The sequence below is a fragment of the Caulobacter sp. GW821-FHT11E10 genome (genome assembly GCF_058808375.1).
In genome coordinates this window covers 247142-267727 of the sequence record NZ_JBXARP010000009.1, presented here as the reverse complement: position 1 = coordinate 267727, position 20586 = coordinate 247142, and the positions used below count along the sequence as shown (strand labels likewise).

The following is a 20586-nucleotide window of genomic DNA, read 5'->3' as shown; positions in this document are numbered from 1 at the left end:
GCCTATGACCTTTTCCGCCAACTTCTCGCTCGTCCTGCCTGAGATCGTTCTCGCGATCGCGGCGCTGGTTCTGCTGGTCGCCGGCGCCTTCCGGGGCAAGGTCGGGGCCATCTTCACCCTGGCCGCCGTCGCCGCTCTGCTGGCGGCCGCCGCCACGGCGGTGCTGGGCCCGCATGGCCACGCCTTCAACGGCGTCTACGCGGCCGACGCCGCCGCGACCTACGCCAAGGTGGCCATCTACCTGTCGAGCGCCGTGGCCGTCGTGCTCGGCGACCGCTGGCTGGCCCAGCGCGGCGACCAGAAGTTCGAATACGCCATCCTGGTGGTTCTGGCCGCGCTCGGCATGGGCGTCACCGCCTCGGCCGGCGACCTGATCAGCCTCTATGTCGGCGTCGAGTTGCAGTCGCTGGCGCTCTATGTCCTGGCCGCCCTGCGCCGCGACGACGCCAAGTCGTCGGAGGCCGGCCTGAAGTACTTCGTGCTCGGCGCCCTGTCGTCGGGCCTGCTGCTGTACGGCAGCTCGCTCATCTACGGCTTCACCGGCTCGACCCACTTCAGCCAGATCGCCCTGGCCGCCGCTCATGGCGGTTCGCACGGCGTGGGCCTGCTGTTCGGCCTGGTGTTCCTGATCTGCGGTCTCGCGTTCAAGGTTTCGGCCGCGCCGTTCCACATGTGGACGCCGGACGTCTACGAGGGCGCCCCGACTCCGGTCGTCGGCTTCTTCGCCGCCGCGCCGAAGCTGGCCGCCATGATGATGTTCGCCCGCGTGCTGGGCGACGCCTTCCCGGGCTCGGTCGACCAATGGCGCCAGGTCCTGGTGATCGCGGCCCTGCTGTCGGTCTTCGTCGGCGCCTTCGCGGGCCTGGCCCAAAGCAACCTCAAGCGCCTGTGGGCCTATTCCTCGATCGCCAATGTCGGTTACGCCCTGCTGGGCGTCGCGGCCGGCGGCGAGGTCGGCCTGCAGTCGATGCTGGTCTTCATGGTCCTCTACATGGTCGACGTGACCGGCTTCTTCGCTTGCCTGCAGGCGCTGAACCGCGGCGGCAAGCCGATGGAGACCATCGAGGACATGGCCGGCCTGGTGAAGGAACGTCCGGGCATCGCCCTGGCCATGACGGCGTTCTCGCTGTCGGCCCTGGGCCTGCCGCCGTTCTCGGGCTTCTGGTCGAAGTTCTACGTCTTCAAGGCCGCCATCGGCACGGGCGACGTCGTCATGCAGTGGGCCGCCGTGCTGGGCCTGGTCGGCAGCGTGGTCGCGGCGTTCTATTACCTGCGCCTGATCAAGGCGATCTGGTTCGACGCCTCGTCCGGTTCGGTCGACGCCCCGTCGCCCTCGGCGCGGGCCGTCGGCTTCGCCGCCGCGATCTTCTCGTTCCCGATCGTGCTCGTGGCCCTGATCTGGCTCGATCCCGCCGCCAAGGCCGCAGCGGCCGCCTTTGGTCACGCGTGACGTGACGGGCGTGCCGCCCGTCGTCGTCCTCGACGAGATCGACTCCACTAACGCCGAGGCCCGTCGACGGGCCGAGGCGGGCGAGGCCGGCCCCCTGTGGCTGGTCGGTCTTCGCCAGACCGCCGGGCGCGGCCGCCGAGGTCGCGCCTGGGAGACCGGTGAGGGCAACCTCGCCGCCACCTTGCTCTTCCGCACCGATAAGCCGCCCGCCGAAGCCGCTCAGGTTTCGTTTGTCGCCGCCCTGGCCGTGGCCGACATGCTGGCCGAGTACGTGCCGGCCTCCCTCGTCAGTTTGAAGTGGCCTAATGATCCGCTGCTGGGCGGGTTGAAGGTCAGCGGCATCCTGATCGAGTCCGGCGCTTCGCCGCTGGGCGGGCTCTGGATCGCCGTGGGCATCGGCGTCAACCTGCGCCGCAAGCCGATCGACTCCCAGCACCCCGCGACGTCGATCGCCACCTATCGTGAAATTCCGCCGCCACATCCGACCGAAGCCGTCGAGATCCTGGCCGGCGCGTTCGAGCGCTGGTTCCGAGCCTGGAACACCCTGGGCTTTCCCGCCATAGCCGACGCCTGGACTGCTCGCGCCCATGGTTTGGGCGAACCCTGCATCGCCCGCCTGGGGAGCGAAACCGTCGAAGGGATCGCCGAAGGGCTAGACGGGGACGGGGCGCTGCGGCTTCGTCTGGATGACGGCCGGGTCCGCCGAGTCACCGCCGGCGACGTGTTTTTCGGAGGCGCTTGATGCTTCTCGCCATTGAACAGGGCAACACCAACACCATGTTCGCCATTCACGACGGCGCGTCGTGGGTGGCTCAATGGCGCTCGGCGACCGAAAGCACCCGAACCGCCGACGAGTACGTGGTCTGGCTTTCGCAGCTCCTGTCGATGCAGGGGCTGGGCTTCCGGGCCATTGATGCGGTGATCATCTCCAGCGTCGTACCGCAGTCGATCTTCAATCTGCGCAATCTCAGCCGGCGCTATTTCAACGTCGAACCCCTGGTGATCGGCGAGAACGCCAAGCTCGGCATAGACGTGCGGATCGAAAAGCCCTCCGAGGCCGGCGCCGACCGGCTGGTCAACGCCATCGGGGCGGCCATGGTCTATCCAGGGCCGCTGATCGTCATCGACAGCGGCACGGCCACCACCTTCGATATCGTGGCGGCCGACGGCGCCTTCGAGGGCGGCATCATCGCCCCGGGCATCAATCTTTCGATGCAGGCGCTGCACGATGCCGCGGCGAAGCTGCCCCGGATCGCCATCCAGCGACCCGCCGGTAACAGGATCGTGGGCACCGACACGGTGTCGGCCATGCAGTCCGGCGTCTTTTGGGGCTATATCTCCCTGATCGAGGGCCTCGTCTCGCGCATCAAGGCTGAGCGCGGCGAGCCCATGACCGTTGTCGCCACCGGCGGCGTCGCCTCGCTGTTCGAGGGCGCCACCGACAGCATCGACCACTTCGACTCCGATCTGACGATCCGGGGTCTCCTCGAAATCTACCGACGAAACACCATTTCCGAGACCTAATGAAAAAATCCAAGAACGACGAGCTCGTCTTCCTGCCGCTAGGCGGGTCGAACGAGATCGGCATGAACTTCAACCTGTACGGCTTCGGCCCGGCTCACGATCGCAAGTGGATCGTGGTCGACCTCGGCGTGACCTTCGGCGACCAGACGACGCCGGGCGTTGAGATCATCCTGCCGGATCCCAGCTATATCGAGCCCTATGCGAAGGACATCATCGGCATCGTCCTGACCCACGCGCACGAAGACCATCTGGGCGCGGTGCACTGGCTGTGGCCGCGCCTGAAGGCGCCGGTATACGCCACCCCGTTCACCGCCTTCCTGCTGCGCGAGAAGCTGCGTGACGCCGACCTGCTGGGCGAGGTGCCGATCACCGAAGTGCCGCTGGGCGGTAAGTTCACGCTCGGCCCGTTCGAGCTGGAACTGATCACCCTGACGCACTCGATCCCCGAGCCGAACGGCCTGGCGATCAAGACGCCGCTGGGCACGATTCTGCACACCGGCGACTGGAAGATCGATCCCGAGCCTCAGCTGGGCGCTCCCACCGACGAGGCCGCTATCCGCCGTCTTGGCGACGAGGGCGTGCTGGCCATGGTCTGCGACAGCACCAATGTCTTCGTCGAAGGTTCGGCGGGGTCGGAGGCCGATGTCCGCGAGGCCCTAGGCAATCTGATCAAGAGCCTTTCGGGCAAGATCGCCGTGGCCTGCTTCGCCTCGAACGTGGCGCGCATGGACACCGTGATCCGCGCCGCCCAGGCCTGTGGCCGCAAGGTGTCTCTGGCGGGCCGCTCGATGCACCGCATGGCGGCGGCCGCGCGGTCGGTGGGTCTGCTGCAGGGCCTCGAGCCCTTCATCAACGACGACCAGGCCAAGCACCTGCCCGAGAACGAGGTCCTGTTCCTCTGCACCGGCAGTCAGGGCGAGGCCCGCGCGGCCCTGTCGCGCATCGCCGACGGCAGCCATCCGCACGTGAAGCTCGGCTCGGGCGACCACGTGGTCTTCAGCTCGCGGGTCATTCCGGGCAACGAGATTCCGATCCGCAACCTGCAGAACAAGCTGGCTGACCGTGGCGTACGCCTGCACACCGAGCGCGATACGCCCGGCATCCACGTCTCGGGTCACCCGTGCCGTGAGGAACTGCGCCAGATGTATTCGTGGGTGCGTCCGCAGATCGCGGTGCCGACCCACGGAGAGCGCCGCCACCTGATCGAACACGCGGCCTTCGCCAAGGATCTGCAGGTCCCGCACGCCATTTCGCCGCGCAACGGCGACATGGTGCGCCTGGCGCCGGGCATGCCCGAGATCATCGACGAAGTGCCGGCCGGCCGTCTCTATGTCGACGGCGGCGTCGTCACGCCCGAGAACGGCGACGCCCTGCGCGAGCGCCGCCACGCGGCGTTCAACGGCATGCTGGCTGTGTCGATCGTCCTGGACGGCCGCAACAAGATCGTCTCGGGCCCGCAGGTTCGCGGCATCGGCCTGACGGGCGACGAGGAATATACGCTCGACGACGCCCTGGACGACCTCGCCGAGGAAGCCGAGGGCGCCTACAAGAAGCTCCAGGGCGAGACCCGCGAGCTCGACGAGGCGATCGAGAGCGCCATCTCCCGCGCCGTGAAGAAGGCCGCGTTCCGCATCTGGGAGCGCAAGCCGGTCGTCGAGACCACGGTCCTACGGATCTGATTCTGGACGGGCGGCCACGGAAACACCGTGGTCGCCCGTATCTTTCCGCAGCGCAGCACCGGTGCTAGGCCATCAGCCAACAACCAGAAAAGCGCAGCGGGAGTTCTCTAGGATGATCGGCAAGCTCAACCACGTCGGCGTCGCCACGCCGTCCATCGACGACTCGGTGAAGATGTATCGCGAGCTGCTCGGCGCCACCTCGGTCACCGACAAGTGGGCGATGCCGGAGCAGGGCGTCTGGGTCTGCTTCGTCAACCTGCCCAACAGCCAGATCGAGCTGATCGAGCCCTACGGCGAGAGCTCGCCGATCCACGGCTTCCTGGCCAAGAACCCCAAGGGCGGCCAGCATCACATCTGCTTCGAGGTCGAGAACATCTACGAGGCCCGCGACGCCCTGGTGGCCAAGGGCGCGACCGTGCTGGGCGAGCCCCGCATCGGCGCCCACGGGACCCTGATCATCTTCGTTCACCCCAAGGACATGGGCGGCCTGCTGGTCGAGCTCATGGAGACGCCTAAGGAGGCGCATCACTGATGAGTCCGATTACCTGGTTCGCGATCTATCTGACCATCTGGTGGACGGTGCTGTTCGCCGTGCTGCCGCTGGGCTCGCGCAGCTTCCACGAAGCGGGGATCAAGCCGCCGCCGGGCGTGGACCCGGGCGCGCCGATCAATCCGAACCTGAAGCGCAAGTTCATCACCACGACCTGGGTGTCGGCGGTCGTGTTCCTGCTGTTCTTCGCGGTCGTGCACTTCCAACTGATCACGCTGCCGAACCTTCGAGCGGCCGCCTGACGCCCGGTTGCACAAGCCTTGGGCGGGGCGTGAGCAACTTGCCTTCAAACGCCCAAGCCTTGGGCGAATGTCCCCATTGTTAGCGCTTCCCTTGTGATGGCGTGCCCCAACACATGTTCGGTTGGTAAGGTGACTTCAGGAGATCGGCCATGCCGGTCTCGCTCTGTGGCGTCTTCCCCGACGATGACTTGAAAGGCCGCGCGGCGATCCGCGCGGCCTCTCTTTTATTCACGTCGGGAGCCATACTTTAGTCACGCGCGTTGCCAAGCTGTCGGACGAGAGGCTATCTCAGGCCCTTCTCGAATTCCCGGAGTTTCCACGCGCATGCGCTTGTCGCGCTATTTCCTGCCGGTGCTGAAGGAAGCACCGTCCGACGCCCAGATCGCTTCGCACCAGTTGATGCTTCGCGCCGGCATGATCCGCCAAGAGGCCGCGGGCATCTATGCCTGGCTGCCGCTGGGCCTGCGCGTCCTCAAGAAGGTCGAGCAGATCGTCCGGGAGGAAATGGATCGCGCCGGCGCCATCGAACTCCTGATGCCGACCATCCAGCTAGCCGACCTGTGGCGCGAAAGCGGCCGCTACGAGGCCTATGGCGACGAGATGCTGCGCATCACCGACCGCCACAAGCGTGACCTGCTGTACGGGCCCACGGCCGAGGAAGTGGTCACCGACATCTTCCGCGGCTACGTGCGGAGCTACAAGGACCTTCCCAAGAACCTCTACAACATCCAGTGGAAGTTCCGGGACGAGCGCCGTCCGCGCTTTGGCGTGATGCGCGGCCGCGAGTTCCTGATGAAGGACGCCTACAGCTTCGACCTCGACGCCGAGGGCGCGCGCAAGGCCTACAACCGCATGTTCGTGGCCTATCTGAACCTGTTCTCGCGGATGGGTCTGAAGGCTGTGCCGATGCGCGCCGATACCGGTCCGATCGGCGGCGACCTGAGCCACGAGTTCATCGTGCTGGCCGAGACCGGTGAAAGCGCCGTCTTCTGCCACAAGGATCTGGTCGAGATGCCGGCCCCCGGTCCAGACGTCGACTGGTTCGGCGACTTGCAGCCGCTGGTGAACCAGCGGACGGCGCTCTACGCCGCGACCGAGGAAATGCACGACGAGGCGGCCTTCAACGCGATTCCCGAGGGCGAACGCCTGTCGGCGCGCGGCATCGAGGTCGGCCACATCTTCTCGTTCGGCACCAAGTATTCGGAGCCGATGAAGGCGACCGTCACGGGCCCGGACGGCAAGGACGTGCCGGTGCAGATGGGCAGCTATGGCGTCGGCGTCTCGCGCCTGCTGGGCGCGATCATCGAGGCCAGCCACGACGAGGCCGGGATCATCTGGCCGGAAGGCGTGGCGCCGTTCGATGTCGGCATCGTCAACATGCGCCAGGGCGACGCGGCCTGTGACGCCGCCTGCGAGACGGCCTACGCCGCGCTCGAAGCCGCCGGTAAGGACGTACTCTATGACGACACGGACGCCCGCGGCGGCGCCAAGTTCGCCACCATGGACCTGATCGGCCTGCCCTGGCAGCTGATCGTCGGTCCCAAGGGCATCGCCGAGGGCGTGGTCGAGATCAAGAACCGCAAGACCGGCGAGCGCCACACCGCCTCGCTGGACTCGGTGCTCGACGGGCTGACCAAGAGCAAGACCGCCTGATGCCAGACGTCCGCGCCGCCGGTCCCTTCAGTCGCTGGGAGCGCTCTGTCGCTCGCCGGTACCTGTTCGCCAAGCGCAAGAACGGCGGCGTGGCGCTGATCTCGGTGATCTCGTTCAGCGCGGTGATGTTGGCGGTCTTCGCCCTCATCACCGTGATGAGCGTCATGAACGGCTTCCGGGCCGAGCTGCTGGGCCGGATCCTCGGCTTCAACGGCCACCTCTACGCCCAGTCGCCGATGATCAACGGCCCGGACCGTGACACCGTGATCCGCCGGATCAAGGCTTCGCCGGGCGTGATCCAGGCCGCGCCTATGGTCGAGGCCCAGGCCATGGTCATCGGTCCGACCCAGGTCACCGGCGCGATCGTGCGCGGGGTGACGACCTCTGATCTGCGGCACATGTCGCTGATCGCGGGCAACATCAAGAAGGGCTCGCTGGAAGGCTTCGGTCAGGGCGAGTACGGGGGCGACGTCGTCCTGATCGGCGAGCGCATGGCCCAGGCCCTGGGCGTGCAGGTCGGCGATCCGATCACCCTGATCTCGCCGACCGGTCCGGCCACCGCGTTCGGCACCTCGACCCGCGAGAAGAACTACATCGTCGGCGGCGTCTTCAGCGTGGGCATGAGCCAGTTCGACGAGGCCTTCGTCTACATGCCGCTGGAGCAGGCCCAGCTGTTCTTCGGCCGCGACACCTCGGTCGACTATATCGAGATCAAGGTCGACGACCCCGACAAGGCCAAGGCCCTCAAGCACGATGTCGAGGTCGCCAGCGGCCCCGGCTCGCTGGTCAGCGACTGGCAGGACAAGAACCACAGCTATTTCACCGCGCTCCAGGTCGAGCGGAAGGTGATGCGGCTGATCCTGTTCTGCATCGTGGCCATCGCCACGCTGAACATCATCTCCAGTCTGGTCATGCTGGTGAAGAACAAGGGCAAGGACATCGCCATCCTACGCACCATGGGCGCGGGGCAGGGGGCGGTGCTGCGCATCTTCCTGATGGCCGGCGCCTCGATCGGCGTGGCTGGTACGCTCTGCGGCCTGGCCCTGGGCGTGGTCTTCTGCGCCTACATCACCCCGATCCAGAACTTCGTGGAATGGGCCACCGGCACGGCGGTGTTCAGCGCCGACGTCTACATGCTCTCGCACATCCCGGCGAAGATCGACTGGGTCGAGGTCGGCGGCATCGTGGCGGCCTCGGCCCTGATGAGCGTGGTGGCGACCCTGCCGCCGGCCTGGCGCGCGTCGCGCCTCGATCCGGTGGAGGCGCTTCGCTATGAATAGCCCGGTCCTGGCCCTGCGCGGGGTCGAGCGCGTCTACAAGACCGAGGCTGGCCCGCTGCCGGTGCTGCGCGGCGTCGACATCGACGTCTATCCCGGCGAGGTCGTCGGCCTGATCGGGCCCTCGGGCTCGGGCAAGTCGTCCCTGTTGCACTCGGCGGGACTGCTGGAGCGCCCTGACGGCGGCCTGGTGGCCCTGGAAGGCCGTGACTGTTCCAAGCTTTCCGAGCGCATCCGCACCCGTATCCGCCTGGGCACGGTGGGCTTCGTCTACCAGTTCCACCATCTGCTGCCCGAGTTCTCGGCGCTGGAGAACGTGGCCATGCCGCTGACGATCGCCGGCCAAAGCCGCCGGCAGGCCGAAGCGCGGGCCGAGGAACTGCTGAAGGACCTGGGCCTGGGCCACCGCATGAACCACCAGCCGGCCCAGATGTCCGGCGGCGAACAGCAGCGCGTCGCCATCGCGCGCGCCCTGGCCAACCGCCCGAAGCTGCTCCTGGCCGACGAGCCGACCGGCAACCTCGACCCGGCGACCTCCGCGGCCGTGTTTCAGTCGCTGTATCAGGTCGCCCGCCAGCAAGGCGTCGCGGCCCTGATCGCCACGCACAACATGGAGCTGGCTCGCTACATGGACCGCGTGGTCGCCCTCAAGGACGGCCATCTGGAAGCCCAGATCTTCCAGTAAGGCGCGTCTAGAATTGGCGGCGGAAGGCGGCCTGCAGGACCGTCTGGTTCTGGGCCGGTGCGAGGCCCAGCCGCGCGCGGTCACGCCGGAAGCTGTGGATGTGCAGCGCCTCGAACACGATCTGGCTGTTGGGGCGCACGTCCCAGCGATAGGCGGCCAACGTCGACCAGCCGTGTTCGGCGTTGTTGTCGGTCAGCTTGTTGGTGCGGTCCGTCGTCGAGAAGTGGTCGTAGCGCACCGTCGCTGAACCTGGGCCCAATGCCCTGGTCGCCGAGACGTAGGCCGCCTCGAAGCCCATGTCGGCCCAGATGCCCAGGGCGTTCGAATAACCCATCAGGGTCTCGCCGGTCATGACCTGGGCCTTGATGGCGACGGCGTCGAGATCGAGCCGCATGCCGAGGTTCCAGAACCGGGTCTCCCACGACCATTCGCGATTGTCGTCGACGCTGGTGCGGTCGCCCTCGTTCTCGTAGCCGAACAGGTCGAAGGCCAGCACCGACGAGGGGCGCCACTCGACGCGGCCGTAATAGCCGATGCGACCGTCGATCTCGGCCAGCGGCGTCGTGGACGGCGCCTGGCGCATGGCCATGCGGGTGCTCAGGGGCGGCAGCGGGAAGCGGCCGAACACCGGCGACTTGACGTCATGCAGCGCCCAGCCCCGGAAAGTCAGCTCGGTGCCCGAGGTGTCGCCGTTCTTGAAGCCGCCGGCCGTCAGGCTGAAGGTCTGGCCGGCCAGGGTGCGGCGGATCGTGGCCTCGACCCCGACGACCTTGGTCTCCTCGGCCACCCAGGTGTTGATCGCCGAGGGGGTGATGGTGTCGGGCACCGACCAGTCGAGGCCGTCATGCTCCAGCGAGATCGGCGGATAGAAGACGCCGGCTCTGGCCGACAGGCGCAAGGTCGCGCCGGGGCGCGAGCGATAGGCCAGGTAGCCTTCGCCCAGATCGACCAGGTGCCGTTGGCCATCCTGGCTCTCGGCGACGACGACAGCCGATAGGGTGTCGGTGAGGCGCGGGTTCCAGACCAGGGCGGCCTCGCCCAGGCGCGGGCCCTGATGGCCGTCGCCGAACCGCGCCTTGCCGACACGGCCGTCGATCCAGGATGTCTCGCCGTCGGCGGCGACAAGGCGCAGGTCCACGAGGCCGGAAACGGTGTCGCGGGAGAACAGGTCCGCCTGGGCGCGCGCCGCGCCGGCGCTCGCCAAGCTCAGGGCCAAGCCCAGTGCGACGAAGGCGGTTCTCCCCATGACGCCCAGTCTGCGCCCGGTCCGCTGAGATAAGGTTAAAGCAGAGCCCGTTTCATCGCGGCGAAGAAGCCGGCCTGGTCGATCTTCTTGATCACGCGGGCGTTGGGCGGCCGACGCTTCAGGGCCGGGTCGGCCAACTCAATGTCCGGTAGGATCGCGTGCGAGACGCTGAGATAGCCGCGTGTCAGCTCACCCAGGGTCTCGACGTCGACGACGCAGTCCTCGGCCTCGAGGATCAGGCTGTCGTCGAGGGCGATGGCGCAGGTGAGGGCGTCGGGGTGCAGGCTGCCGTCCAGCCCCTCCGTTTCGCGAGCAAAGGCGAGGGAAGCGCGGTTCACATCAGTGAAGAACCGGGCTTTTTCCGTCCCAAGCGCGTCGAGCTCGGCCAACTGGGCCGTGCTCCAGAGACCATCCTCGAGCGTGAGGGTCCAGGTCACGATCGACAGGTTGAAGCCGGCGTTGACGACGATCTTGGCCGCCTCCGGGTCGACATAGAAATTGTACTCGGCCGCCGGCGTGACATTGCCGACCCCATTGTCCGTGCCGCCCATGACCCAGAGCCGCTTGAGCGCCTTGGCGATCCTCGGCTCGCGCAGATAGGCGAGGGCGATATTGGTCAGCGGCGCCTGGGCGATCAGGGTGATCTCGCCGGGCGCGGCCATGATCCGGGCCACCAGTTCGTCGACCGCGTGGCCGTCGGCCGGGCGCTGGGCGGCCTTGGCGAAGCCGCTGTCGCTCATGCCGTCGTGGCCGAACACATAGGCCGCGTCGAGCGGCGCGCGCGTGAACGGCGTCTGGGCGCCGAGATAGACGGGAACCTCGCCGGCCCTGCCGCACCGCTCCAGCGTGACCAGGGCGTTCTCGGCGTGCTGGACGAAGCCGACATTGCCGTGGGCGATGGTGATGGCTTCCACCGTCACGCCAGGGCGGGTCAGGGCCAGCATCAGCGAGAAGACGTCGTCGCCGGCGGTGTCGGTGTCGATGATCAGGCGCATAGCGGAGATCTGGCCTGATCTGGACGACTTGGCCATAGCGCATCCAGCGCGCCGCAAGCGAAAGTGTGAGGCCAAGTCAGGAAGGGACGGGCGGCCTGTCGAATGACTCGGGGGAAGAAAATGCGGTGGATCGTCGCGGAACATCTTGTGAACAGAACAAAACCAGAATATGGAACAAAACAAGAAATCTGTGGAGGTTCCGATGATCCGTATCGCGCGTGAGTCTTTGGCCCTTGTGTCGGTCGCCAGCTTCGTCTGGATGATGTGTACGGTCGCCCAGTTGGTGGCCTGAGTCGTGTAGACGGCTGTCGTCTAGCGGAGGATCGGTCATGGCGGACGGGGAAGGACAGGGCTTTGTCCACCTGCGGGTCCGCTCGGCCTATTCGTTGCTCGAAGGGGCCATCAAGGCCGACCAGATTGGCAAGCTGGCCGCGTCGGTGGGCATGCCGGCCGCCGGTATCGCCGACCGCGCCAACCTGTTCGGGGCTCTGGAATACTCGTCCTACGCCAAGGATGCGGGGGTGCAGCCGATTATCGGCTGCGCCATTCCCATCACGGGTATCGGCGGCGGCCCGACGGAGCGTTGGGCGCGGGCCCCGACGATCATGCTGCTGGCCCAGAACGAGCGGGGCTATCTCAATCTCTCCGAACTCTCGTCGATCGCCTATCTCGACAGCGCCGAACTCCCGGAGCCGATCGTGCCCTGGGCCAAGGTGGTGGAGTTCAGCGAAGGTCTGATCCTCCTGTCCGGCGGTACGGACGGCCCGGTCGACGCCCTGTTCGCCGCCGGCAAGTCGACGGAGGCTTCGGCGGCCCTCGCCGAGATGCAGCGGGTGTTCGGCGACCGCTTCTATGTCGAGCTGCAGCGTCATGGCCTGCCCAAGCAGGCGGCGGCCGAGCCTGGCCTGGTCAACTGGGCCTACGAGAATGACGTGCCGCTGGTCGCGACCAACGACGTCTATTTCGTCAAGGAAAGCTTCTACGACGCCCACGATGCGCTGCTGTGCATCGCCGATGGCTCGTTCGTGGGCCAGGACGAGCGCCGGCGGGTCACGCCCGAGCACTGGTTCAAGTCGCCGGCCGATATGCGCAAGCTGTTCTCGGACCTGCCCGAGGCCTGTGACAACACCCTCGATATCGCCCGTCGCTGCGCCTTCATGGTGCACAAGCGCGATCCGATCTTGCCCAGCTTCCCGACGGGCGACGGCCGCAACGAGGCCGAGGAACTGACGCACCAGGCCCAGGAGGGCCTGAAGATGCGCTTGCAGGGCCTGGAGCTGGCCGCGCCCGAGGACCAGTACTGGGACCGGCTGGCCTTCGAGCTCGACATCATCAAGAAGATGGGCTTCCCGGGCTACTTCCTGATCGTGTCGGACTTCATCAAATGGGGTAAGGCGCACGGCATTCCGGTCGGTCCGGGCCGCGGGTCGGGCGCCGGTTCGCTGGTCGCCTGGGTGCTGACGATCACCGACCTCGATCCGCTGCGCTTCGGCCTGCTGTTCGAGCGTTTCCTCAATCCCGAACGGGTCTCGATGCCCGACTTCGACGTCGACTTCTGCCAGGAGCGACGCGAAGAGGTGATCTCCTACGTGCAGGAGAAGTATGGCCGCGACCGCGTGGCCCAGATCATCACCTTCGGCAGCTTGCAGGCCCGCGCCGTGCTGCGCGACGTTGGCCGCGTGATGCAGCTGCCGTTGGGCCTGGTGGACCGGCTCTGCAAGATGGTGCCGAACAACCCGGCCGCGCCGGTGACCCTGGCCCAGGCCATCGACCTGGAACCGCGTCTCAAGCAGGCCAAGAAGGAAGACGCCAACGTCTCGGCTTGCCTGGATGTGGCCCTGCAATTGGAAGGCCTGTTCCGCAACGCCTCGACCCACGCCGCCGGCGTGGTGATCGGCGACCGGCCGCTGGTCCAGCTGACCCCGCTCTACAAGGATCCGCGTTCCGACCTGCCGGCCACTCAGTTCAACATGAAGTGGGTCGAGAGCGCCGGCCTGGTCAAGTTCGACTTCCTGGGCCTGAAGACCCTGACGGTGCTGGACCGGGCGGTGAAGCACCTGAAGAAGCGCGGTATGGAGGTCGACCTCGGCCGCCTGTCGTTCGACGACACCAAGAGCTACGAGCTGCTCGCCTCGGGCCAGACGGTCGGGGTGTTCCAGCTCGAAAGCCAGGGCATGCGCGACACCCTGCGCAAGATGCGCTGCGGCTCGATCGAGGAGATCACGGCGCTGATCTCGCTGTATCGACCGGGGCCGATGGACAACATCGACACCTTCGTCGACTGCAAGTTCGGCCGCAAACCCGTCGACACCCTGCACCCGTCGCTGGAGACGGTGCTGAAGGAGACCTACGGCGTCATCGTCTACCAGGAACAGGTGATGCAGATCGCCCAGATCCTGGCGGGCTACAGCCTGGGCGAAGCCGACCTTCTGCGCCGCGCCATGGGCAAGAAGAAGAAGGAGGAGATGGATCTCCAGAAGATCCGTTTTGTCTCCGGCGCCAAGGAGAAGGGCGTCCCCGAGGAGCAGTCGGGCTCGATCTTCGAGCTGGTGGCCAAGTTCGCGGGCTACGGCTTCAACAAGTCGCACGCGGCCGCCTACGCCTTCATTTCGTATCAAACCGCCTGGCTGAAGGCCAATACGCCGGTCGAGTTCTTTGCGGCCTCGATGAGCCTGGACTTGTCGAACACCGACAAGCTGGCGGTCTTCCATCAGGACGCCCGCCGGTTCGGGGTCACGGTGCGGGCGCCGGACGTCAATGCCTCGGGCGCCGACTTCGAGGTCGAGAACGGCGAGGTGCTCTACGCGCTGGGGGCCATCCGCAATGTCGGCCTGGAGGCCATGAAGCACTTGGTGGCGATCCGCGAGGAGGGCGGTCCGTTCCGCGACCTCTTCGACTTCGTCGAGCGGATCGACCCCAAGCAGGTCAACAAGCGCGCCATCGAGAACCTGGCCCGGGCCGGGGCCTTCGACCAGATGCACAAGAACCGCGCCCAGATCGTCGCCTCGGCCGACGTGTTGATCGCCCATGCCCAGAGCTGTCACGCCGACCGCCAAGGGGGACAGGGCGGTCTGTTCGGCTCCGATCCTGGCGCTGGTCGCCCGCGCCTGGCCAAGACCGAGAACTGGAACCAGGTCGACCTGCTGGACGAAGAGCTCTCGGCCGTCGGCTTCTACCTGACCGGCCACCCGCTGGAGGACATGGTCGGCATGCTGCGGCGGCGCCGGACGGTCATGCTGGCCGAGGCCATGGTCCAGGCCGAGGCCGGTATGGAGGCGTTCCGTATGTGTGGCGTGGTCCGCCGTCGCCAGGAACGCGCCTCGCAGAGCGGGGAGAAGTTCGCCTTCGTCTCGCTGTCTGATCCGACGGGCGAGTACGAAGTGCTGTTCCCGCCGGAGAGCCTTCGCAAGTGTCGAGACGTCCTTGAGCCCGGCAAGGCCGTGGCCATCAAGGTTCGCGCCAAGGCCCGCGACGGGGAGGTGCGCTTCTTCGGCGATGACGCTGAACCGATCGAGAAGGCCATCGAGAACGTGGTGGCCGGACTTCGGGTGCATCTGTCGCCGAGCGCCGCCGAGATCGATGCACTGAAGCGCCGTCTCGAACCGGCCCAGGCCCAGAAGGGCGGGGAGGTGACCTTCGTCGCCGCCATCGCCGGCGGTCGCGAGATCGAGCTGCGTCTGCCGGGGCGTTACACGCTCGATGCGGCTCTGCGCGGCGCATTGAAAACCGCGCCGGGTGTGGCGTTGCTGGAGGATGTGTAGGAATATATTCCTACACACAGTTGCGTCGCGTGGACGCCCGAAGGAGCCGCTGCGTTCGAACCGGGTTGGAGTGGCGGAGACAGCGTGGTGGCGGTCGGGCTGGCCGGGCGCCTAGGACGGATGAGGATCGAGCGACGGCGAGGCGTTCGGCGCTGCGATTGCCCTCAAGATTTTTCAATGACGGAGATGGACGATGGCCAATCACCAAGGCGGTTGCCAGTGCGGGCGGGTCCGCTTCGCAGTCGATGTCTCGCTCGACAGCCTGATCACCTGCAACTGCTCGCGCTGCGGCAAGCTGGGTTCGATTCTGGGCTTCACGAGCGCGGACGCGTTCGATCTGGAGAGCGGCGAGGACGCGCTGACCGAGTACCAGTTCAACACCCACAAGATCTCGCACTTCTTCTGCTCGACCTGCGGCATCCAGTCGTTCGGACGTGGCGTGGCTCCGAACGGTCAGGCGATGGTGGCGATCAATGTTCGCTGCCTGGACGACATCGACGTCTCCTCGCTCCAGCCGCAACAGGTGGACGGCCGGTCGCTCTGAGGGGGCGTTTGGGGCGGCAAGGGTCTGATTTGGGTGGTTAGCGGACTTAGAGGCGTTGCTTATTCATCCGGCGAGACAAATCTCAGGTCCAGGTATTGCTTGATCCAGGTTTGGAAGGTCTCCGCTACCAGAGCTGTCTCAGCCGTCTCGTGATCGAAAAGCCAAACTTCGGAACTCTGGTCCAGCGTGTTGCCGTCGAAGGCGAACAAGTTGCCCATGCAGTCCGAAGCAAAGGCGATCTTGCCGTGCGGCAGTCCCATCTCTCGCCAAGCTTCAGTGGATGAGATCATCTCATCTGCCGTGAGGAAGTCTGACACGTCCGCGAGATCGGCCTCCTCTTCGCAGATGCTATGAAGAAGCGCGATGGTGGGTCGCGGCAGACCAACGGCGATCACCGCTTCGCGATAGACAGCAGGGAGGCGTCCGCCGAGTTGTTCCTCCGCTCTCGCCAGATCGCCCACGAGTACAGGCTCCGGCGGGTAGTCAGGATGCGACCATTTGATCGAAAATTCGGCGAGCTCGTGCATGCGATCCTAAAAGCATTGCCAGCATGAATGCCGAAGCGTGGCCTCAGGCTAACCGACCATGCCAAGGTCGCCTATGGGTGGTGAGCGGACATTGCCGCAGCTAGCTGCCGGCTAGTGCCTCCGCCCGCGCAGAGCCTTGCGTCGCGAACCGTATGAGCCGGGCCAGTGGATGGCTGGCATGCACTCTAAAATTCGCGCCGCGCTCTTGGAGCGTTTTGCGGAATTTAGCCGCTGTCCGCTTGCCCCACACGCCGACATATCGCTTGCCGATTTCATCGCCGTACAAAATGTAGCCAAAGAAGCAGTGATCGATTTCGGCCAGTGAGATCAGGTCCATAGCAGCAGCTTGGTCGATCACGCAGATATGCACATCCCCCGCGTCGGGGGAGGCGATCCTGGAAGATGAAGAGATCAATCATTTTTCTAGCCTAGCTGAACACGAGCCAGATTCCGCATTGGGTGGCGGGCTTTCACTGACATGGCGTCCGACTGGAATGGCGTCTGGACCGTGACGCTCATGAGCTGCGCTGGCTGCTTTGAAGCAATCGGCTACAAACACTTAATCCTGCAATCCTAGGTTATCGGGATGACCGATATCTATGCTCGTAGAATTGGACCCGACCCTAGTGCAAGCCGCGTCGGCCTCGCAGTGAATGCGGCCGCGCTTGGCTTAGCCATATGGCAGTTCGTTTGGCCGAATCCTTTCACGGGTGCGGCGTGTATCGCCGCTCCTTGGGTGGCTGTTTCGATAGCGTGGTTCGATCAGCGATTTTCGTCGAGCATCTCGAATCCAGGCTCGACGGTGGACATTGGAGGGCTGTGGGCACCAGTGCTTGTGCTCGCACTCCAGGGAGCTCTTCGGCAAAAGACTATAGAGCCGCTTCAACCGTTCCTAGCGGCGCTGCCCCTAGCGACCATTCTATTTGTCGCCCTCGTCAAAGCGGATTTCGAAGCCAAGGCCGCATTCCGCATGCTTGGGACGCTCGCCCTTTGTGTGGCCTGGGCGTGGGGAACTGTCATCTACGCCAACATTACGTTCGATCCCACACCCCCTGTTATGATGAGCGGGACAGTAGTGAAGACATACTACGCGCGCGGGGGGACCAAGATGACTGTCGCCTCCAGCCGTGCAGGCCAGAAGATGCTGGTGTCGGCACTCCCCGCCGGTGACCGCAAGGTCGGCTCGTTGGTATTGCTGGAGATGAAGGACGGTAGATTCGGCTGGCGATATCTGACCGTGCTCGACACCGGACCTTCCGAATAGCCGACAAGGATCGAAAGTAGACGTCAGCGTCGGGGGCGGTATCGGCTTCGACCGGTCCTGTCCCTCGCCTCACCACGCCGCCGCGCGCGCATTGGCCAGCCCCGCCCGGAATAGCCGTCGCTCGGCCGCCCGGCCGCCCTTGACGATCACCGGCCGTTCGGCGCCACGCAGCAGGGGCAGGTCGTCGAGGCTGTCGGTATAGGCATAGGTCCAGCGCGCGCCGTGACCGGCCTCGGCCAGGGCCTGGCACTTGCGCTGGTTGCGGCAGTGGACGTCGGCCACCCAACCGCCTCCGAGGCGTTTCAGCGATGTGCCCAGCACCTCGATCGGCCGGTCCAGCGGTCCAATCAGAGCCTGGGCGAGGAGGGTCGGCGCGGCGGTCACCACCACGACCCGATCTCCGGCCATCAGATGTTCGTCCAGCGTCGCCATGCCGCCAGCGCGCCAGGTCAGCGCGCTGGGGCCGTCGCGAAAGCGTTTCCCGAAGAGGGCGCAGGACTCGCGCAAGCCGCGCTCGCACAGGCCGACCGTGGCGATCCACAGCAGGATGGAGGCGCCGGCGCGGCGCGTGCGGGGCAGGGCGACCATCGGGCCGGCGATCGGCGCGACCAGCATGGCGGCCAGCGCGCGGAGCGGAGATCTTCGCACCCGATCCCAGAGCCACAGCGCGGTGGAATCGCCGTCCAGCAGGGTTCCGTCCAGATCGAACACAGCGAGCATGGCCCTGATCCTCCGGCCTGCCTCCGGAGCGAAGGCCTGGGCATTGGCCCACGCTTCTGTGTCGGTATGGCGAAGCCCCGCCGAGTCTCCTGTGGAAACATGGCGGGGTTTCGACGTCGGCGAGGCGGATTCGCGCCGTTCCCAGCCCAGGGGGCGGTCGGCGCGTGCGCATATCCGTCCCAAGACGGTCGGGGCTTGCTTTTTTGCCGCCAAGCGCCTATTTGCCCGCCCATTCCACACGTGGACGTTCGGTAGCGACCGGGGAGACATCCCGGCGTCGCCGTTCCGGTCCCGCTCCAGAATGGTCTGGAACGGGGGTGTCCGCGGAGGTTCAACCGGAAAAAGGATTAAGGCCCGATGGCTCTTCCCGAATTCTCCATGCGTCAGCTCCTGGAAGCCGGCGCCCACTTCGGTCACCAGACGCACCGCTGGAACCCGAAGATGGACCGCTACATCTTCGGCTCGCGCTCGAACATCCACATCATCGACCTGTCGCAGTCGATCCCGCTGCTGCACCAGGCCCTGGTGAAGGTCCGTGAAGTCGCCGCCGCCGGCGGCCGCGTGCTGTTCGTCGGCACCAAGCGCCAGGCCAGCGACCCGGTCGCCACGGCCGCCAAGCGCTGCGCCCAATACTACGTGAACCACCGCTGGCTCGGCGGCACCCTGACCAACTGGCGCACCGTCTCGGGCTCGATCGCTCGTCTGCGCGAGCTGGAAGGCGTTCTGAGCGGCGAAGGCGCCGGCCGTTCCAAGAAGGAACTGCTGCAGCTGACCCGCGAGCGCGACAAGCTGGAACTGTCGCTGGGCGGCATCAAGGACATGGGCGGTATCCCCGACATCATGTTCGTGATCGACACTAACAAGGAAGCGATCGCGATCCTGGAAGCCCGCAAGCTGAACATCCCGGTCGTCGCCATCCTCGACACCAACTGCGATCCGGACGGCATCACCTATCCGATCCCGGGTAACGACGACGCCGCCCGCGCTCTGCAACTGTACTGCGACCTGATCGCCGACGCGGTTCTGGATGGTCTGGCCGCCGGTCAGGCCGGTTCGGGCGTCGACCTGGGCGCCGCCGTGAACCCGAGCGAGCCGGCCCTGGCCCGCGCTCTGGCTCCGGAACCGGAAGCCGCTCCGGTTGTCGAAGCCGCCCCGGAAGCTGCTGTTGAAGCCGCTCCGGAAGCTGCCCCGGAAGCCGCTGCCGAAGCTGCTCCGGAATCGGCCGAAGGCTGATTTCCCGCGCGCCTCGGTCCCGGCTCGGCTGGGACGCGGAGGCCGTCGCGACCCTGACATGCGACCGGGCTAATAGCCCGGTCGCTACTCTTTGTGACTAGGGCAGACGACAAGTCCGGTCGCTAACCATTTGAATATGGAGATTTTCCATGGCTGAGATCACGGCTGCGCTGGTCAAGGAACTGCGCGAAAAGTCCGGCGTCGGCATGATGGACTGCAAGAAGGCGCTGCAAGAGAACGCAGGCGACATCGATGCGTCCATCGACTGGCTGCGCGCCAAGGGCCTGTCCAAGGCCGCCAAGAAGGCTGACCGCGTCGCCGCCGAAGGCCTCGTGGGCGTCGCCGTTCGCAACGATGGCGCCGGCATGACCGCCGCCGCCGTCGAAGTGAACGCCGAAACCGACTTCCTGGGCCGCAACGAGCTGTTCCAGAGCGCCGTCCGCAAGATCGCGGCCGTCGGCCTGGACGCTGATGGCGTCGACGCCATCAACGCCGGCAAGACCGCCGACGGCGAAGTCGTCTCGGACGTGCTGACCAACCTGATCGCCACCATCGGCGAGAACATGGTCCTGCGTCGCTCGGCGCGCTTCAGCGTCGCCCAAGGCGCCATCGCGACCTACATCCACAACGCCACGGCTCCCGAACTGGGCCGCATCGGCGTGCTGGTGGCCATCGAAGGCGCCGGCGATCAAGCCAAGATCGTCGAACTGGGCCGCAAGATCGCCATGCACGTCGCCGCGACCTCGCCGCTGTCGCTGTCGCCGGACGATCTGGACCAGGCCGCGATCGAAAAGGAACGCGCCATCTTCACCGAGCAGGCGCTGGAATCGGGCAAGCCCCCGGCCGTTGTCGAGAAGATGGTCGATGGCCGCATCCGCAAGTTCCTGGAAGAAGTCGTGCTGCTGAAGCAGGCCTTCGTCATGAACCCGGACCAGACCGTCGAGCAGCTGGTCGCCGAGACCGGCAAGGAACTGGGTTCGACCCTGACCGTGAAGGGCTTCGTGCGCCTCGCCCTGGGCGAAGGCGTCGAAAAGGCTCCGGTTGGCGATTTCGCCGCCGAAGTCGCCGCCATGGCCGGCCAAGCCTAAGGCTGATCACCGAGGCCTTCGGGCCTTGGTCAGACAATCAGGGCGCGGCGCGCATCGAGCGCGCGCCGCGCCCTTTTTGCGCCCGCCGCGCGGCGATTTCAGCCCGGTTGGCAAAACACGTCTCACTTCTGTAGAACGCACGTAAAGT

At 66.1% G+C, this 20586-nt stretch carries 20 protein-coding genes and 1 pseudogene; 16 read left to right on the top strand and 5 right to left on the bottom strand.

Going from position 1 to position 20586, the window contains the following annotated elements:
* Positions 1–4: 4 nt before the first annotated feature.
* The 10 genes and pseudogenes from nuoN to AC1RRV_RS19885 all read left to right on the top strand — a co-directional run bounded on the left by nuoN (position 5) and on the right by AC1RRV_RS19885 (position 9060).
* On the top strand, positions 5–1450 hold the full coding sequence (gene nuoN, locus AC1RRV_RS19930; protein ID WP_492861384.1) for an NADH-quinone oxidoreductase subunit NuoN: 1446 nt from the start codon (positions 5–7) through the stop codon (positions 1448–1450).
* The gene (locus tag AC1RRV_RS19925) at positions 1437–2192 is read left to right on the top strand and encodes a biotin--[acetyl-CoA-carboxylase] ligase (protein WP_492861383.1); all 756 of its coding nucleotides are present in this window, start codon (positions 1437–1439) and stop codon (positions 2190–2192) included. Before nuoN ends, AC1RRV_RS19925 begins: the two co-directional genes overlap by 14 nt.
* Complete coding sequence (locus tag AC1RRV_RS19920) at positions 2189–2974, top strand: type III pantothenate kinase (protein WP_492861382.1); 786 nt, start codon at positions 2189–2191, stop codon at positions 2972–2974. The genes AC1RRV_RS19925 and AC1RRV_RS19920 overlap by 4 nt, the downstream gene beginning before the upstream one ends.
* Positions 2974–4653, top strand: a complete 1680-nt coding sequence (locus AC1RRV_RS19915; protein WP_492861381.1) for a ribonuclease J — start codon at positions 2974–2976, stop codon at positions 4651–4653. Before AC1RRV_RS19920 ends, AC1RRV_RS19915 begins: the two co-directional genes overlap by 1 nt.
* Before the next feature lie 112 nt (positions 4654–4765).
* Positions 4766–5185 (top strand): methylmalonyl-CoA epimerase, encoded by a 420-nt coding sequence (mce, locus tag AC1RRV_RS19910; protein ID WP_492861380.1) that lies wholly within the window; start codon positions 4766–4768, stop codon positions 5183–5185.
* Complete coding sequence (locus AC1RRV_RS19905) at positions 5185–5445, top strand: DUF1467 family protein (RefSeq protein WP_492861379.1); 261 nt, start codon at positions 5185–5187, stop codon at positions 5443–5445. Before mce ends, AC1RRV_RS19905 begins: the two co-directional genes overlap by 1 nt.
* A 75-nt stretch (positions 5446–5520) precedes the next feature.
* Positions 5521–5671: pseudogene (locus tag AC1RRV_RS19900) on the top strand (hypothetical protein); the annotation flags it as partial.
* A 98-nt stretch (positions 5672–5769) separates the two neighbouring features.
* Positions 5770–7098, top strand: coding sequence for a proline--tRNA ligase (gene proS / locus AC1RRV_RS19895; RefSeq protein ID WP_492861378.1), 1329 nt, complete (start codon positions 5770–5772; stop codon positions 7096–7098).
* Positions 7098–8378, top strand: coding sequence for a lipoprotein-releasing ABC transporter permease subunit (locus AC1RRV_RS19890; protein ID WP_492861377.1), 1281 nt, complete (start codon positions 7098–7100; stop codon positions 8376–8378). Before proS ends, AC1RRV_RS19890 begins: the two co-directional genes overlap by 1 nt.
* Complete coding sequence (locus AC1RRV_RS19885) at positions 8371–9060, top strand: ABC transporter ATP-binding protein (protein ID WP_492861376.1); 690 nt, start codon at positions 8371–8373, stop codon at positions 9058–9060. Before AC1RRV_RS19890 ends, AC1RRV_RS19885 begins: the two co-directional genes overlap by 8 nt.
* Before the next feature lie 7 nt (positions 9061–9067).
* Here the strand turns inward: AC1RRV_RS19885 and AC1RRV_RS19880 are convergent, their stop codons facing one another.
* Positions 9068–10306, bottom strand: coding sequence for a hypothetical protein (locus AC1RRV_RS19880; protein ID WP_492861375.1), 1239 nt, complete (start codon positions 10304–10306; stop codon positions 9068–9070).
* A 35-nt stretch (positions 10307–10341) separates the two neighbouring features.
* A complete protein-coding gene (locus AC1RRV_RS19875; RefSeq protein WP_492861434.1) occupies positions 10342–11301 on the bottom strand; it encodes a nucleoside hydrolase in 960 nt (319 codons plus the stop codon).
* 202 nt (positions 11302–11503) lie between these two features.
* Here AC1RRV_RS19875 and sidA point away from each other — a divergent pair, with 202 nt between their 5' ends.
* The 3 genes from sidA to AC1RRV_RS19860 all read left to right on the top strand — a co-directional run bounded on the left by sidA (position 11504) and on the right by AC1RRV_RS19860 (position 15606).
* Complete coding sequence (sidA, locus tag AC1RRV_RS19870; RefSeq protein ID WP_156136740.1) at positions 11504–11593, top strand: cell division inhibitor SidA; 90 nt, start codon at positions 11504–11506, stop codon at positions 11591–11593.
* A 37-nt stretch (positions 11594–11630) separates the two neighbouring features.
* Positions 11631–15062 carry a DNA polymerase III subunit alpha gene (dnaE, locus tag AC1RRV_RS19865; RefSeq protein ID WP_492861374.1) on the top strand — a complete coding sequence of 1144 codons (3432 nt, stop codon included), beginning with the start codon at positions 11631–11633 and terminating at the stop codon, positions 15060–15062.
* A gap of 193 nt (positions 15063–15255) precedes the next feature.
* Entirely contained in the window at positions 15256–15606 is a 351-nt protein-coding gene (locus AC1RRV_RS19860; RefSeq protein WP_492861373.1) for a GFA family protein, read from the top strand.
* 59 nt (positions 15607–15665) lie between these two features.
* Here AC1RRV_RS19860 and AC1RRV_RS19855 read toward each other — a convergent pair whose 3' ends face one another.
* Positions 15666–16133, bottom strand: coding sequence for an SMI1/KNR4 family protein (locus AC1RRV_RS19855; protein ID WP_492861372.1), 468 nt, complete (start codon positions 16131–16133; stop codon positions 15666–15668).
* A 100-nt stretch (positions 16134–16233) separates the two neighbouring features.
* Complete coding sequence (locus AC1RRV_RS19850; protein ID WP_492861371.1) at positions 16234–16548, bottom strand: hypothetical protein; 315 nt, start codon at positions 16546–16548, stop codon at positions 16234–16236.
* Positions 16549–16719: 171 nt separating this feature from the next.
* Between AC1RRV_RS19850 and AC1RRV_RS19845 the strand changes: the two genes are divergently transcribed.
* The gene (locus AC1RRV_RS19845; protein ID WP_492861370.1) at positions 16720–17397 is read left to right on the top strand and encodes a hypothetical protein; all 678 of its coding nucleotides are present in this window, start codon (positions 16720–16722) and stop codon (positions 17395–17397) included.
* A 69-nt stretch (positions 17398–17466) separates the two neighbouring features.
* On the opposite strand, the gene AC1RRV_RS19840 is transcribed toward AC1RRV_RS19845, so the two are convergent.
* Complete coding sequence (locus tag AC1RRV_RS19840) at positions 17467–18117, bottom strand: haloacid dehalogenase-like hydrolase (protein ID WP_492861368.1); 651 nt, start codon at positions 18115–18117, stop codon at positions 17467–17469.
* Between the two features lie 357 nt (positions 18118–18474).
* On the opposite strand from AC1RRV_RS19840, the gene rpsB reads away from it, so the two are divergent.
* Together rpsB and tsf are read left to right on the top strand one after the other, a co-directional pair.
* On the top strand, positions 18475–19350 hold the full coding sequence (gene rpsB, locus AC1RRV_RS19835) for a 30S ribosomal protein S2 (RefSeq protein WP_492861367.1): 876 nt from the start codon (positions 18475–18477) through the stop codon (positions 19348–19350).
* Positions 19351–19499: 149 nt separating this feature from the next.
* A complete protein-coding gene (gene tsf, locus AC1RRV_RS19830) occupies positions 19500–20438 on the top strand; it encodes a translation elongation factor Ts (protein ID WP_492861366.1) in 939 nt (312 codons plus the stop codon).
* Positions 20439–20586 lie beyond the last annotated feature (148 nt).

Bases quoted from the DNA above. Each gene is read 5' to 3' on its own strand.
- rpsB (WP_492861367.1), top strand. From the start codon at position 18,475: ATGGCTCTTCCCGAATTCTCCATGCGTCAGCTCCTGGAAGCCGGCGCC.
- AC1RRV_RS19845 (WP_492861370.1), top strand. From the start codon at position 16,720: ATGACCGATATCTATGCTCGTAGAATTGGACCCGACCCTAGTGCAAGC.
- dnaE (WP_492861374.1), top strand. From the start codon at position 11,631: ATGGCGGACGGGGAAGGACAGGGCTTTGTCCACCTGCGGGTCCGCTCG.
- sidA (WP_156136740.1), top strand. From the start codon at position 11,504: ATGATCCGTATCGCGCGTGAGTCTTTGGCCCTTGTGTCGGTCGCCAGC.
- AC1RRV_RS19875 (WP_492861434.1), bottom strand. From the start codon at position 11,301: ATGCGCCTGATCATCGACACCGACACCGCCGGCGACGACGTCTTCTCG.
- AC1RRV_RS19905 (WP_492861379.1), top strand. From the start codon at position 5,185: ATGAGTCCGATTACCTGGTTCGCGATCTATCTGACCATCTGGTGGACG.
- AC1RRV_RS19885 (WP_492861376.1), top strand. From the start codon at position 8,371: ATGAATAGCCCGGTCCTGGCCCTGCGCGGGGTCGAGCGCGTCTACAAG.
- proS (WP_492861378.1), top strand. From the start codon at position 5,770: ATGCGCTTGTCGCGCTATTTCCTGCCGGTGCTGAAGGAAGCACCGTCC.
- AC1RRV_RS19880 (WP_492861375.1), bottom strand. From the start codon at position 10,306: ATGGGGAGAACCGCCTTCGTCGCACTGGGCTTGGCCCTGAGCTTGGCG.
- mce (WP_492861380.1), top strand. From the start codon at position 4,766: ATGATCGGCAAGCTCAACCACGTCGGCGTCGCCACGCCGTCCATCGAC.
- AC1RRV_RS19840 (WP_492861368.1), bottom strand. From the start codon at position 18,117: ATGCTCGCTGTGTTCGATCTGGACGGAACCCTGCTGGACGGCGATTCC.
- tsf (WP_492861366.1), top strand. From the start codon at position 19,500: ATGGCTGAGATCACGGCTGCGCTGGTCAAGGAACTGCGCGAAAAGTCC.
- AC1RRV_RS19915 (WP_492861381.1), top strand. From the start codon at position 2,974: ATGAAAAAATCCAAGAACGACGAGCTCGTCTTCCTGCCGCTAGGCGGG.
- AC1RRV_RS19855 (WP_492861372.1), bottom strand. From the start codon at position 16,133: ATGCACGAGCTCGCCGAATTTTCGATCAAATGGTCGCATCCTGACTAC.
- AC1RRV_RS19890 (WP_492861377.1), top strand. From the start codon at position 7,098: ATGCCAGACGTCCGCGCCGCCGGTCCCTTCAGTCGCTGGGAGCGCTCT.
- AC1RRV_RS19860 (WP_492861373.1), top strand. From the start codon at position 15,256: ATGGCCAATCACCAAGGCGGTTGCCAGTGCGGGCGGGTCCGCTTCGCA.
- nuoN (WP_492861384.1), top strand. From the start codon at position 5: ATGACCTTTTCCGCCAACTTCTCGCTCGTCCTGCCTGAGATCGTTCTC.